The 13,097-nt window shown below is 66.9% G+C and carries 11 protein-coding genes; 5 read left to right on the top strand and 6 right to left on the bottom strand.

Going from position 1 to position 13,097, the window contains the following annotated elements:
- Positions 1-72 precede the first annotated feature (72 nt).
- Positions 73-1,398, top strand: coding sequence for a dicarboxylate/amino acid:cation symporter (locus ACQKLX_RS13500; RefSeq protein WP_427362079.1), 1,326 nt, complete (start codon positions 73-75; stop codon positions 1,396-1,398).
- A 9-nt stretch (positions 1,399-1,407) separates the two neighbouring features.
- Here the strand turns inward: ACQKLX_RS13500 and ACQKLX_RS13495 are convergent, their stop codons facing one another.
- Positions 1,408-2,274: a LysR family transcriptional regulator gene (locus tag ACQKLX_RS13495; protein WP_427362078.1), complete on the bottom strand. Its 867-nt coding sequence runs from the start codon at positions 2,272-2,274 to the stop codon at positions 1,408-1,410.
- Between the two features lie 253 nt (positions 2,275-2,527).
- Between ACQKLX_RS13495 and ACQKLX_RS13490 the strand changes: the two genes are divergently transcribed.
- On the top strand, positions 2,528-3,415 hold the full coding sequence (locus ACQKLX_RS13490) for a DMT family transporter (RefSeq protein ID WP_427362077.1): 888 nt from the start codon (positions 2,528-2,530) through the stop codon (positions 3,413-3,415).
- A 32-nt stretch (positions 3,416-3,447) separates the two neighbouring features.
- Here the strand turns inward: ACQKLX_RS13490 and ACQKLX_RS13485 are convergent, their stop codons facing one another.
- Positions 3,448-4,008: a dihydrofolate reductase family protein gene (locus ACQKLX_RS13485; RefSeq protein WP_427362076.1), complete on the bottom strand. Its 561-nt coding sequence runs from the start codon at positions 4,006-4,008 to the stop codon at positions 3,448-3,450.
- Positions 4,009-4,203: 195 nt separating this feature from the next.
- Between ACQKLX_RS13485 and ACQKLX_RS13480 the strand changes: the two genes are divergently transcribed.
- Entirely contained in the window at positions 4,204-4,725 is a 522-nt protein-coding gene (locus tag ACQKLX_RS13480) for a hypothetical protein (RefSeq protein ID WP_427362075.1), read from the top strand.
- A 45-nt stretch (positions 4,726-4,770) separates the two neighbouring features.
- On the opposite strand, the gene ACQKLX_RS13475 is transcribed toward ACQKLX_RS13480, so the two are convergent.
- The 3 genes from ACQKLX_RS13475 to ACQKLX_RS13465 are packed head-to-tail and all read right to left on the bottom strand — an operon-like array spanning position 4,771 to position 9,849.
- Positions 4,771-7,995, bottom strand: a complete 3,225-nt coding sequence (locus ACQKLX_RS13475) for an efflux RND transporter permease subunit (protein ID WP_427362074.1) — start codon at positions 7,993-7,995, stop codon at positions 4,771-4,773.
- Positions 7,996-8,007: 12 nt separating this feature from the next.
- Positions 8,008-9,192: an efflux RND transporter periplasmic adaptor subunit gene (locus ACQKLX_RS13470; protein ID WP_427362073.1), complete on the bottom strand. Its 1,185-nt coding sequence runs from the start codon at positions 9,190-9,192 to the stop codon at positions 8,008-8,010.
- Between the two features lie 15 nt (positions 9,193-9,207).
- Positions 9,208-9,849, bottom strand: coding sequence for a TetR/AcrR family transcriptional regulator (locus ACQKLX_RS13465; protein ID WP_427362072.1), 642 nt, complete (start codon positions 9,847-9,849; stop codon positions 9,208-9,210).
- A 250-nt stretch (positions 9,850-10,099) separates the two neighbouring features.
- Between ACQKLX_RS13465 and ACQKLX_RS13460 the strand changes: the two genes are divergently transcribed.
- Positions 10,100-10,897 carry a glutamine amidotransferase gene (locus ACQKLX_RS13460; protein ID WP_427362071.1) on the top strand — a complete coding sequence of 266 codons (798 nt, stop codon included), beginning with the start codon at positions 10,100-10,102 and terminating at the stop codon, positions 10,895-10,897.
- Positions 10,894-12,138, top strand: coding sequence for an NAD(P)/FAD-dependent oxidoreductase (locus ACQKLX_RS13455; RefSeq protein WP_427362070.1), 1,245 nt, complete (start codon positions 10,894-10,896; stop codon positions 12,136-12,138). Before ACQKLX_RS13460 ends, ACQKLX_RS13455 begins: the two co-directional genes overlap by 4 nt.
- Before the next feature lie 160 nt (positions 12,139-12,298).
- Here ACQKLX_RS13455 and ACQKLX_RS13450 read toward each other — a convergent pair whose 3' ends face one another.
- The gene (locus tag ACQKLX_RS13450) at positions 12,299-13,084 is read right to left on the bottom strand and encodes a succinate dehydrogenase iron-sulfur subunit (protein ID WP_091832860.1); all 786 of its coding nucleotides are present in this window, start codon (positions 13,082-13,084) and stop codon (positions 12,299-12,301) included.
- Between the last annotated feature and the right edge of the window lie 13 nt (positions 13,085-13,097).

Raw genomic sequence — 13,097 nt, 5'->3', positions numbered from 1 at the left:
TGCTCTCCCGGAATGGGCGTAGCCCTTTACTGACGCGCTGCACAACAGGCGCGCCAGCAAGGGGAAGCGGCCATGGCGACCACGTCGGCAGAGGTCATGCGGGGCCATCAGGGCCCATGGTGGACCCATCTTTATGTCCAGGTGCTGACCGCGATCGCCATCGGCGTGCTGCTCGGCCATTTCTACCCCCAGACCGGCGAAGCGATGAAGCCGCTGGGAGACGCCTTCATCAAGGCGATCAAGATGATCATCGCCCCGATCATCTTCCTCACCGTCGTGCACGGCGTCGCCTCGATGGATGACATGAAGAAGGTCGGCCGCGTCGGCCTGAAAGCGCTGATCTATTTCGAGGCCGTCACCACGCTGGCGCTGATCGTCGGCCTCGTTGTGGTCAACCTCTGGAAGCCTGGCGCCGGCATGAACGTCGATCCCTCGACAATCAACACCGCCGGGATCAGCGCCTTCACCTCCAAGGCGCATGACCAGAGCACGCTGGCCTTCCTGATGAATATCATCCCGGAGACGGTCGTCGGCGCCTTCGCCAATGGCGAAATCCTGCAGGTGCTGTTCTTCGCCCTGCTCTTCGCCTTCGGCCTGCAGATGCTCGGCGAGCGCGGCAAGCCGGTGCTGCACTTCATCGACGACATCGCCCAGATCTTCTTCAAGATCGTCGGCATCATCATGAAGGCCGCCCCCATCGGCGCCTTCGGCGCCATGGCCTTCACCATCGGCAAGTTCGGCGTCGGGACCCTGCTCTCGCTCGGCTCCTTCATGGCCTCGTTCTATACGACCTGCCTGATCTTCATCTTCCTGGTGCTCGGCACGATCGCACGGCTGACCGGCTTCTCGATCCTCAAGTTCATCGCCTTCATCAAGGAGGAGCTGCTGATCGTGCTCGGCACCTCCTCCTCCGAGAGCGTGCTGCCGCGCATGATCGCCAAGATGACCCATCTCGGCTGCAAGGAGAGCGTGGTCGGCCTGGTCATCCCGACCGGCTATTCGTTCAATCTCGACGGCACCTGCATCTATCTCACCATGGCCGCCGTCTTCCTGGCGCAGGCGACCAACACCGATCTCTCGCTGTCGCAGGAGATCGGCATCATCGCCGTGTTGCTGCTGACCTCGAAGGGCGCCGCCGGCGTCACCGGCTCCGGCTTCATCGTGCTGGCGGCGACGCTCGCCACGGTCGGCCATATCCCGGTCGCCTCGATCGCGCTGATCCTCGGCATCGACCGCTTCATGTCGGAGGCGCGCGCCCTCACCAACCTGATCGGCAACGGCGTTGCCACCATCGTCGTCTCGAAATGGGAGAACTCGCTCGACGAGGCCAGGATGCAGCGCATCCTCGCCAAGGAGACCGGCTTCGACGCCGACGAGCCGGAGCGGATCGCGGTCTAGTCCGACGTTTCAGGCCACCAGCCGCGGCGCCGCCATCGCCTCGCGCAGCGCCTGTGCGAAATGGCGCGCCGCGATGCCGGCCTGCGGCGCGATCACCAGTGCGACCGAAAGCTCGAACAGAACAGGCAGATTCTCGGACGGCTCCAGGCGACGCAAAGAGGCAGGCGCCGCGCTCTCAGTGATCGCGGTGACGCAGAGCCCCGCCTCGACCGCCGAGAGCAAGCCGGCCATATGCGATGACGAGAACACCAGCCGGTGCGGCCGCTCGGCCGCCTGCAGCGCGTTCAGGATGCGCGGGCGGGCCCGGCAGCCCTCATTGAACAGGCCGAGCGGCAGCACCTCGCTGAGCTCCGGTCGATGGCCGCGCGCCGCGACCCAGACCAGCGGCTCCCGCCGAAGGCGTTCGCCCTTGGGCCGGCCGGGATCCTGGGTGATCACTGCAAGGTCGAGCTCGCCGGCCGCCACCGCCGGTTCGATCCGCTTCGAGAGCTCGCAATGCACCTCGATCTCGACGCGCGGATGCTCCTCGGCGAAGCGCACGATCAGCGGCCTGAGGTACGCGTCGACATAGTCGTCGGGCAGGCCAATGCGCAGGCGGCCTACCGCCTTGTCGCCGTCGAGCTCCGCCCTGGCTTCGCGCTCGATCGAGAGCAAGCGGCGCGCCTGGGCGATCAGGCGCTCGCCCGCCTCGGTCGGCGTGACGCCGCGGCGCGAGCGCTCCAGCAACTGCTTGCCGAGTATGGCCTCGAGATCCTGGATGCGGCCGGAGACCGCCGATTGCGTGCGACCAAGCTTTTGCCCGGCAGCTGTGAAGCCACCGGTCTCAGCGACGGCGACGAGCATGGCGAGCGCATCGAGATCGAGATGGGTCGACATCATCGCTCCATCGGAATAGCCAATAGATAAATCAGGATAATCCGTTTTTCCGATTTCTGAAAGCGCCTTATATCTGGGGCAATAGAACAGCCCTCATCCCGAGGAGTGATCGCAGATCGCATCTCGAAGGATGCTCCAGATGGTTCCCTTGCCTCCTGAAGCATCCTTCGAGACGCCGCTGCGCGGCTCTTCAGGATGAGGGCTACTGAAATCACACCCGAAAGCCTGCCCCATGTCCGCCCCGAGCCTCTCCATGCCCGATCGGCCCGCCGCGCCGGCGCTCGGCATGTTCCTTGTGCTGCTGCTCGGCGCGACCTGTATCGGTTTCTCCGGCATCTTCGTTCGCTTTGCCGATGTCGGCCCGGCCGCTGCCGGCTTCTGGCGCATGGCTTTTGCGCTGCCGGTGCTCGCCGCCTGGATGGCGCTGGAGGACCGTCGCGGCCGGCCCGAGGGCGTGAGGCCCGGCGCCATGCTGCCGATCGCGCTCGCCGGTCTCGCCTTCGGCGTCGACGTCGTGCTCTACAATGCCTCGCTCGGCTTCACCTCGATCGCCAATGCTTCGCTGCTCGGCAATCTCTCGCCGGTCGGCGTCATCCTCGGCGGCTGGCTGCTGTTCCGCGAGAAACCGACCCGGCGCATCCTCGGCGCGCTGCTGCTCGCCATCGGCGGCGCCGGCATGCTGGTGCTGCCGAAGCTCGGCGCGGCGGCACCGCTCACTGGCGGCATGCTCGGTGACGGCCTCGCGATCGGCGCCGCCTTCTCCTACGCGGCCTATATCCTCGCCGTCCGCCGCGCCCGCAATCGCGCCGCGGCCGGCCGCATCGGGCTGATCTCCAGCGCGATCTGCGCGGTGTTCTGCCTTGTCGCCGCATTCGGCCTTAACGAGACCATCCTGCCGCAGAGCCTGACCGGCTGGCTTGCCGTCGCCGCGCTCGGCCTCGTTTCACATGCGATGGGCCAGGGCCTGATCACTTTGGCGCTCGGCCATTACGGGGCGAACGCTGCCTCACTGGTGATGGTCTGGCCGGCGCTGGTCTCGGTGCTCGCCGCCTGGGCGATCTTCGCCGAGCAGCCCTCCCCCGCCCAGGCCTTCGGCGGCGTCGCAATCCTGGCGGCGGTGCTGATGGTGCGGAAGGGCTAGTCGCGCCCCTCCGCAGCCGGGCCGGCGCACACTCAACCTACCGGCGCGTAGCGCAGGATCACCGTGCCGTTCTTGAGCGGCCGGTTTTCCAGCAGATCGAGCTTCTGGCGCTCGCTGCCGCCCTTGAAGAACAGCGTGCCCGCGCCGAGTCGCACCGGCACCACTGCCAGCATCAACTCGTCGACCTGCTTTTTCTTCAGCAGCGTGTCGCAGAGTTCCGCGCTACCAAAAACCAACACGTCCTTGCCTGGCGCGGCCCGGAGCTTGGCGATCTCGCCGACGATATCGGCGGTGACGCGGGTGTTGTTCCAGTCCGAGCTCTGAACGCTGCGCGAGGCGACGAGCTTGGGCAGCGCGTTCATATAGCGCGTGACCTCGCTGTCCTCGTTGGCCTCGGCTGAGGCCCAATAGGCCTTCATCCCGTCATGGGTGACACGGCCGAAGACGAGGCATTGCGCGCGCTGGCCGAATTCCTTGCTGAGCGCATCGAGCTCCTCGCCCCAGGCGTCGTTGTGGAACGAGAGATCCCATTTTTCCTTGCCCTCGAAATAGCCGTCCAGCGTCACGAGGTTCCAGACGATCACCTTGGCCATCACATCCTCCATGTCGGCGCCGGTTCGGCGCTTCAAAACCGCTTGCGATCTGCAAGCAGTGCCTGTCTAACGAAACCAGTTTCGAAATGCAATCGGTTTTTCAAGGAGGCACTCGACGCTCTCTCCGATCGATGATCGCGCATCCGCATCGATCAAAATCGCTCCTGAGACGTTTAGCCGGCAGGAGGGTCGATCATGACAGGACATCATATGGCGAAGGCGTTCGCCGCGGCGGCGGCGCTGATGCTGACTACGCCGGGACTGGCCGAACAGGAAGCCGGCGGCGAGACGACATTCCTCGGCTCGCTGGAGGGCCGCTTCAGCGGCAATGGCACGCTCCAGAACGCCGGCGGCAGCCGCCGCTCGCTGACGTGCACGTTCAACGGCGACCAGCAGGGCTCCCGCCTCAGCCTCGATGGCAGTTGCACCACCGCGGCCATCCTCAGCGCCACGATCAAGATCGAGCTGCGCCACGATCCGAAGAGCGGGCGCTATGCCGGCACCTTCAGGGAGAGCACCGGCACGGTGGCGAGCCTCTCCGGCAAGCGGCAAGGCCAGCGGCTGACGCTCGCCTTCAACGAGACGGCGGAGAGCGTGCGCCCGAACCCGCCGGCGACGCTGACGATCACCAGCCAGCAAAGCGGGGTGGCGCTGACCCTGCGCGGCAGCCAGCCGGGCAAGGGACAGAACCTCGACCTGTCGCTGCGGGAGAACTGATCCGGAAAGCAAAAGGGCCCGCTCGCAGGCGGGCCCCTGGTTTCCTCACTCTGCCGCCAGTCGCGGCGGCGGCAGCTTGCCCGCCATCGCCTTGGCGCTGGCTTCGCCGGGCGTCTCCTCGTCGCTGATCGCGGTCCAGGCGCTCTCGTCCTCGGCCTTGCCGAAGAAGCGGCCGAAAACCCAGCCGGTCAGCCGGCCGAGATCGTCCATCACCACATAGAAGGACGGCACGAAGACGAGGCTGAGCACGGTCGAGACGATCAGACCGCCGATCACGGCGATCGCCATCGGCGCGCGGAACTCGCCGCCGTCGCCGACGCCATAGGCCGAAGGCAGCATGCCGGCGCCCATCGCGATCGTCGTCATCACGATCGGTCGCGCCCGCTTGCGCCCGGCTTCCAGCAGCGCGTGCAGGCGCTCGGAGCCGCGCCCGACTTCCTCGACCGCGAAATCGACCAGCATGATCGCGTTCTTGGTGACGATGCCCATCAGCATCAAGAGGCCGATATAGACCGGCATCGAGACGGGATTGTTGGTGGCGAGCAGCGCGATCACCACGCCGCCGAAGGAGAGCGGCAGCGAGAGCAGGATGGTGATCGGCTGGAACACCGAGCCGAACAGCAGGATCAGCACCGCGAGCACCAGCATCAGGCCGGTGGTCATGGCCTGGACGAAACCCTGCACGACCTCGCCCTGGATCTCGGCGTCGCCGGTGGCGGCGATGCGCACGCCCTGCGGCAGGCCGACCTCCTTGACGATCTCGTGGAACTTGTCCTGCGCCGTGCCGAGCTCGAAGCCGCGCTTCAGATCGGCGCCGATCGTGGCGCGACGCTCTCGGTCGTAGCGGTCGATCGAGCTCGGGCCCTCGCCGAAATCGATCTGAGCGACGGCGGTCAGCGGGATCGAGACGCCATTGGCATTGGTCACACGCAGCGCCGCGATATTGCGGATATCGGTGCGGGCCTGCTCGTCGAGCTGGACGCGGATCGGCACCAGCCGGTCGCCGGCGTTGAACTTGGCGAGGTTGGCGCCGATGTCGCCGATGGTGGCGACGCGGATGGCTTCCGAGATCGCCTCCGGCGTGACGCCGAGGCTCGCCGCCTGCTCCAGCTTCGGCGTGACGCGCAGCTCCGGCCGGCCGAGCGAGCCGGCCGAGGCGACGTTGAGATAGCCCTCGACCCGGCGCATGCGCGCCTCGATCTTCGCCACGGCTTCGTCGAGCGCATCGCCGTCCTTGGACAGGATCGAGAACGCCATCTCGCGCTCTCCGCGCTCGTTGACGTACCAGGCGCGCACATCGGGGACGCTCGCCAGCTTCTCGGCGATGGTGACCTTGAGCTCCTTCTGGGCAATGTCGCGCTCGGCCTTGGGCTTCAGCAGGATGAAGACCGCGGCGCGGCGCACCTCGCGCTGGCCGGTCGGCGAGGCGCCGCCGAGCACGAAGACGCGTGTCACCTCGGGAATCTCGCGCAGCCGGTCGACGATGGTGTCGGTCGCGACGCGGGTGTCCTCCAGCGTCGCTCCGGGCGGCAGCTCGACGCTGGCGACGACGCGCGAGGTGTCCTCGTCCGGGATGAAGCCAGTCGGCAGCAATTGCGTCGCCTGGATCGAGCCGATCAGGAAGGCGAAACCGACGACCAGGGTGAGATAGGCGGTGTTGAACGGCATCGTCCGCCAGCGCCGCGAGCCGTCGAAGCGCGGCAGCAGCGGGATGCGCCGCTTCTTCAGCGAGGCTTCGAGCAACCAAGTGTAGCCGCGCATGATGAAGCCGTCCTTGGGCTCGTCATGCCTGACCGGCTTCATCAGATAGGCCGCCATCATCGGTGTGATCAGCCGCGCGACCAGCAGCGAGAACAGCACGGCGACCGCGACGGTGAGGCCGAACTGGCGGAAATACTGGCCGGCGACGCCGCCCATGAACGAGACCGGCGCGAAGATCGCGACGATGGTCAGCGTGATCGCGATGACGGCGAGGCCGATCTCGTCGGCCGCCTCCATCGCGGCGCGATAGGGCGACTTGCCCATCTTCATGTGCCGGACGATGTTCTCGATCTCGACGATGGCGTCGTCGACGAGGATGCCGGTCACCAGCGTGATGCCGAGCAGGCTGACCAGATTGAGCGAAAAGCCCATCAGCTCCATCGCCCAGAAGGTGGGGATGGCCGATAGCGGCAGGGCGATCGCGGTGATCAGCGTCGCTCGCCAGTTGCGCAGGAAGGCGAAGACGACGAGCACGGCGAGCGCCGCGCCCTCCAGCAGCGTCTCCATCGCCGCCTTGTAGTTGCCGTGGGTATAGGCCACGGCATCGTCGATCGGCTTGAGCTGGATCTCCGGATAGCGCTTGTTGAGATCGTCGATCTTGGCGGCGACGACGTCCTTGACCGAGAGCTCGCTCGACCCCTTGGAGCGGAACACGGCGAAGGAGACGACCGGCTGCTTGTCGAGCCGGCCGAAGGCGCGCGGCTCGGAATTGGCGTCCTCGACGCGACCGAGCTCCTTCAGGCGGACCTCGCGGCCGCCGGTGAGCTGAATCTTGCTGTCGGCGAGCTCCGCCACGGTCTTGGCACTGGCGAGCGTGCGGATCGCCTGTTCCTGGCCGCCGACCTCGCCGCGCCCTCCGGCCAAATCGACATTGGTGGCGCGGATCTGGCGGTTGACCTCGCCCGCGGTGGTGCCGAGCGCCAGCAGACGATCCGGATCGAGCGAGATCCGGATCTCGCGATCGACGCCGCCATAGCGCTCAACCCGGCCGACGCCCTTCAGGCCCTGAAGCTCGCGCGCGACGACATCGTCGACATGCCAGGAGAGCTGCTCCAGCGTCATGCCGGGCGAGGAGGCGCCATAGGTCAGGATCGACTGGCCCTCGACGTCGATGCGCTGGATCACCGGCTCGTCGATAGTGCGCGGCAGATCGGCCCTGATCTTGGCGATCGCATCCTTGACGTCGTTGACGGCACGGTCGGTGTTGGTTTCGAGCCTGAACTCGACCAGCGTCACCGAGGAGCCGTCGGTCAGCGTCGACATCACATGCTTGACGCCGGTGATGTTCGCGACAGCATCCTCGACGCGCTTTGAGACCTGGCTCTCGAGCTCGGCCGGCGCAGCACCGGACTGGGTCACGGTCACCGAGATCAGCGGCACGTCGATATTCGGGAAGCGCGTCACCGGCAGCTTCGAGAACGAGAGCAGCCCGAGCACGCAGAGCACGACGAAGAGCAGGATCGACGGAACCGGCTTGCGGATCGACCAGGCGGAGAAATTGACGTTCACGCGTGGCTCCCGTCAGTTCGCCGCGACCGGCGTGATCATGTCGCCGTCGCGCACGAAGGTGCCGGCGCGCGCCACGACGCTCTCGCCTTCGGCGAGGCCCGACGCGATCTCGGCGCGCCCGCCGCCGATCAGGCCGAGCGTGACCTTCTTGGTCGTCACCTTGCCGTCCTTGACGGCCTGCACCATGGCGCCGCCGCGGGCATAGGTGATCGCCGACAACGGCAGGACGATGCTGGTCTTGCGGCCGGTTTCGATCACGCCGCGGGCGAAGGAGCCGACCGCGACCGGCGGATTGCCGGTGAGCGAGATGCGCAGCTTGCCGAGGCGCGAGGCCCGGTCGACCTCGGGCGAGATCAGCCTGATGGTACCTGCGAGCGCCTTGTCGGCGCCAGCCGGCGTGACCGCGACCGCCTGCCCGGCCTTGAGATTGGCCAGTTCGACCTCGGCGACATCGGCTTCAAGCTCGATCGCGCCATCGGCGATGATCTTGAACAGCGGCTCGGCGGCCGCCATCGTCGCCATGGCGCCGAGCCTGGCATTGCGGCGGCTGACGATGCCGGCCTTCGGCGCCTTGATCTCGGTACGTGCCAGCCTGACCTCGATATCGCGGCCTTGCGCCTGCGACAGCGCAAGATCGGCCTGCGCCATCGCCAGCGCCTGCTTGGCCGAGTTCAGCCGTGCCTGGCTGCCACGGGCCACGGCGGCGCGCTGGTCGAAGGTCTCCAGGCTGGCATTGCCGCTGTCGCGCAGCGCCTTGGTGCGGTCGAAGGCGTTGTTGGCTTGGACGAGATTGGCCTCCGCCTCGACGATCTGCGCCTTGGCCTGGTCGATCGCGGCCTGCGCCTTGGCGCTCTGCGCCTCGTTCTGGGCGCGCTGCACTTCGAGCGTGGTGCGCGACAGCTTGGCCAGCACCTGGCCGGCAGCGACACGGTCGCCCTCTTCGGCGAGGAGTTCCGTGATGACGAAGCCGTCGACCTCGGGCGTGACCAGCACCTCGTCGCGCGCGACCATCGAGCCGGAGACGACGACGCTCTGCACGATCTCGTCGCGCTTGGCCGAGGTCACGGTGATCGCCGGGCCGGCGGAGGGCTGCTGGGTGGCGGCGGCGGAGGCCGGAGCCTGCGCGAAGGCGGTCGCAGGCGTGAAGGCGAGCGCGACGAGCGGCAGCAGGATCACGGTCTTGGGTGAGACGGGCATGGTCGGTCTTCGTCTTTAAGGGGTTGGCTCGCCGGCGGACGGCAGCAGCATGGTCTGCGTCAGACCGCGCATCGCGGCGAATAGGGCTTCGGCGCCGACAGCGGCGTCGAAATCGGGATCGACGGCGCGCCGGCAGAAGAAGCCGTCCGCCATCATGAACAACGCCGTCAGGAAGCGCGCTTGATCGAGATTGCTCGGCAGCTCTCCGCTTTGCTTGGCGGCCTCGACAGCGGCGGCGAGGCCGTGCTCGACCACCTCGTCGAAGCTGGCGCAGATTCGCGCCATCTCCGGCGTGCGCGAGGCCTCCGCCCAGATTTGCAGGGCGATGACCGCCTTCTCGCGCGGCTTGCGCACCATGTGCTGGCGGCCGAGTTCCTCGAGCTGGTCGAGCAAGCCGCCCTTGCCCGGATCGAGCTGGGCAAAATCGGCCGCGACCTCGGTCCGGTCGCGCTCGCTGATCCCGGCGATGATCGCGTCCTTCGAAGAGAAGTAGCGATAGAGATTGCCCGGGCTCATCCCGGCCTCCACCGCGATGTCGTTCATCGTCGCGGCATGGAACCCGGCACGCGCGAAGACGCGCTCGGCCGCATCCAGGATATGGACATGACGTTCTGACAGGCCGCGCTCGGCCGAGAAGGATGTGACGACCTGGGACATGCTTCTTTTGAATGATGAGAATGAACGTTCATTCTCATGCCTGACCCCAGCTCGAAAGTCAACCAACGTCATCACTGGAGGTTGCATTGCCGGAACTTTATTGATGGAGGATTGCACGAAGCATGCACGGTGCTGGCCTCTGCCATGCCGGCCATGGCGCATAATTTGCTTGCCGCAGGGGCCGACAAACCGCATTTTAGATGCGATCCGGCGCGGGAATCCGGCCTCGGGAGCGCAACCGACCATCGCGATGAACGATCTGTCCTATCGCTTCCCGACCCGTCGCCGGCTCCGCCCCCGCCTCGACAGCCTGCCGCCGCCGAAGAAGCCCGTGCTGATCGTGCTCCATCAGGAGCATTCGACGCCCGGCCGCGTCGGTCGCCTGATCGCCGAGCGCGGCCACGCGCTCGATATCCGCAAGCCCCGGTTCGGCGACCCGCTGCCGCAGACCATGCGGGACCATGCCGGTGCTGTGATCTTCGGCGGGCCGATGAGTGCCAACGACCCCGACGATTTCGTCAAGACCGAGACCGACTGGATCGGCGTCTGCCTAAAGGAGGAGGCGCCTTTTCTCGGCTTGTGCCTGGGCGCGCAGATGCTGGCCCGCCATCTCGGTGCGACCGTCTACACCCATGCCGAGGGCCGGGCCGAGATCGGCTATTACCCGCTCAGCCTGACCGAGGCCGGCCATGCCGACGCCACCGCGACCGGCTGCATCTGGCCGGACACGGTCTATCAATGGCATCGCGAGGGCTTCGATTGCCCGACAGGCGCCGAATGCCTGGCGACCGGCGGCGATTTCCCTGTCCAGGCAGTTCGCGTCGGCAGCAAGGCTTACGGGCTGCAGTTCCACCCCGAGGTGACGCTGGCGATGATGTGCCGCTGGTCGGTGCGCGCTCATGAGCGCACGCTGATGCCGGGCGCGCAATTGCGCCACCAGCATCTCGAAGGCTGGTACCAGTACGATCCGCCCGTGCGCGCCTGGCTCGACAGCTTCCTCGATCACTGGCTCGCCGAGCCCGTTCTCTCCCCGGACCTCGCCAAGTGAGCCGCAGCATCATCGTCCTCGGCGCCGGCATGGTCGGCGTCTCCTGCGCGCTCGCGCTGCAGAAGCGCGGCCTCAAGATCACCCTGATCGACAGGCGCGAACCCGGCCGCGAAACCTCCTACGGCAATGCCGGCGTGATCAGCCGCTCCTCGATTATGCCGCTCAACAATCCCGGCCTGTGGAAGAACCTGCCGAAATATCTGAGCAACCGGCACGCGGCGGTGCGCTACCGGCTCGGCCATCTCTTGGCCAATCCCGGCTGGATCCTCGGCTTCCTCAGCGAGGCCAAGGCGGACCGGCTCGCCCCGCGCGTCGCGGCGCTGGAGAGCCTGATTGCCCCTTCCCTGCCCCTGCACAAGCGCCTGATGACCGAGGCCGGCATCGCCTGGCGCCTGCGCGACACCGGCTTCCTCGAACTCTGGCGCAGCGAGGCCGGGCGGACAGCAGCCGAGGCGCGCCGGACCTTTCTCGAAGATCACGGCGTGCGGGTCGAGGCGCTTGACCGCCAGGCACTCTCGGCGCTGGAGCCGAGCCTGAACCCGATCTTCTCGGCGGCGCTGCACCACAAGGACAGCGCCTCGGTCGATTGGCCCGGAGCGGTGGTAGAGGCCTATGCGGCGCTGTTCGCCGCCCGTGGCGGCACGATCCTGCGCGACGAGGTCACCGCCCTGTCGAAGCAGGGCGAAGGCTGGCGCGTCACCACCAAAGGTGGGCAGCACGATGCCCATCTCGCGGTCGTCGCGCTCGGGCCGTGGAGCGCCGATCTGCTCAAGCCGCTCGGTCTGAAAGTGCCGCTCAATGTCGAGCGCGGCTATCACCGCCATTACAAGCCGGCGCAGGGCCGCTTCCTCAACCGGCCGATCTACGATGTCGAGGCGTCCTACATGCTGGCGCCGATGGAGCTTGGCTTGCGCCTGACCAGCGGCGTCGAGCTCGCCCATCGCGATGCGCTCGACGATCACGCCCAGATCGAACAGGTGCTGCCGCGGGCGCGCGAGGCTTTTCCGCTGACGGAACCGGCCGAGGACAGGACCTGGCGCGGCTCGCGCCCGACCTTGCCCGATTCATTGCCGATGATCGGCGAGGCGCCGCGCAATCCCGGCCTCTGGCTCGCCTTCGGCAACCAGCATATCGGCTTCTCGACCGGACCCGTGACCGGAGAGATCTTGGCCGCTCTGGTCTGCGGCGAGACACCCGCAGCCGATCCGGCACCGTTCCGGCCGGAACGGTATCTAAAATAGCGCGGAAACGCGCCCGATCCCGCCAAAGCGCCGCGAAAATTCGCCAGCGTGAGTCGGCTGGCGTGGTTGGCGAGAACCGGAGCGGAGCGGACTTTCTGTCCGTGAGCACCGGAAGCGCAGCCAGCCGCGTCAGGCGGCCGCGCTCGCGGATTTGCGCCTCTCAGACTTGCCGCGCCACCATCATCTTCTTGACCTCGGCGATCGCCTTGGCCGGGTTGAGGCCCTTCGGGCAGGCGTTGGCGCAGTTCATGATGGTGTGGCAGCGATAGAGCCGGAACGGGTCCTCGAGATCGTCGAGGCGTTCGCCGGTGGCCTCGTCGCGCGAGTCGATCAGCCAGCGATAGGCCTGCAGCAACGCCGCGGGCCCAAGATAGCGATCGCCGTTCCACCAATAGCTCGGGCAGGAGGTCGAGCAGCAGGCGCAGAGGATGCACTCATAGAGCCCGTCGAGCTTCTCGCGGTCGTCCTTGGCCTGCTTCCACTCCTTTTCGGGCGCCGGCGTCGTCGTCTTGAGCCAGGGCTCGATCGAGGCATGCTGGGCGTAGAAGCGGGTCAGGTCGGGAACGAGATCCTTGACCACCGGCATATGCGGCAGCGGATAGATCGCGACCTTGCCCTTGCCGCCGCATTCGTCGATGCCGGTGGTGCAGGCGAGCCCGTTCTTGCCGTCCATGTTCATGGCGCAGGAGCCGCAGATGCCCTCGCGGCAGGAGCGCCGGAAGGTCAGCGTCGGGTCGACCTTGTTCTTGATCCAGATCAGGGCGTCGAGCACCATCGGCCCGCAATCGTCGCGGTCGACATAATAGGTGTCGGTGCGCGGATTGGCGGTATCGTCGGGGTTCCAGCGATAGATCTTGAACTCGGTGACCTTCTTGGCACCAGCCGGCTTCGGCCAGGCCTTGCCCTCGGTCAGGCGGGAGTTCTGCGGAAGATTGAATTCGGCCATCGGTCAGATCGTC

It is taken from the genome of Allobosea sp. NPDC003192, assembly GCF_050275675.1.
Classification (GTDB): domain Bacteria; phylum Pseudomonadota; class Alphaproteobacteria; order Rhizobiales; family Beijerinckiaceae; genus Allobosea.
Note: the sequence above shows the minus strand (reverse complement) of the source record. Positions and strands in the feature narration are given on the sequence as shown.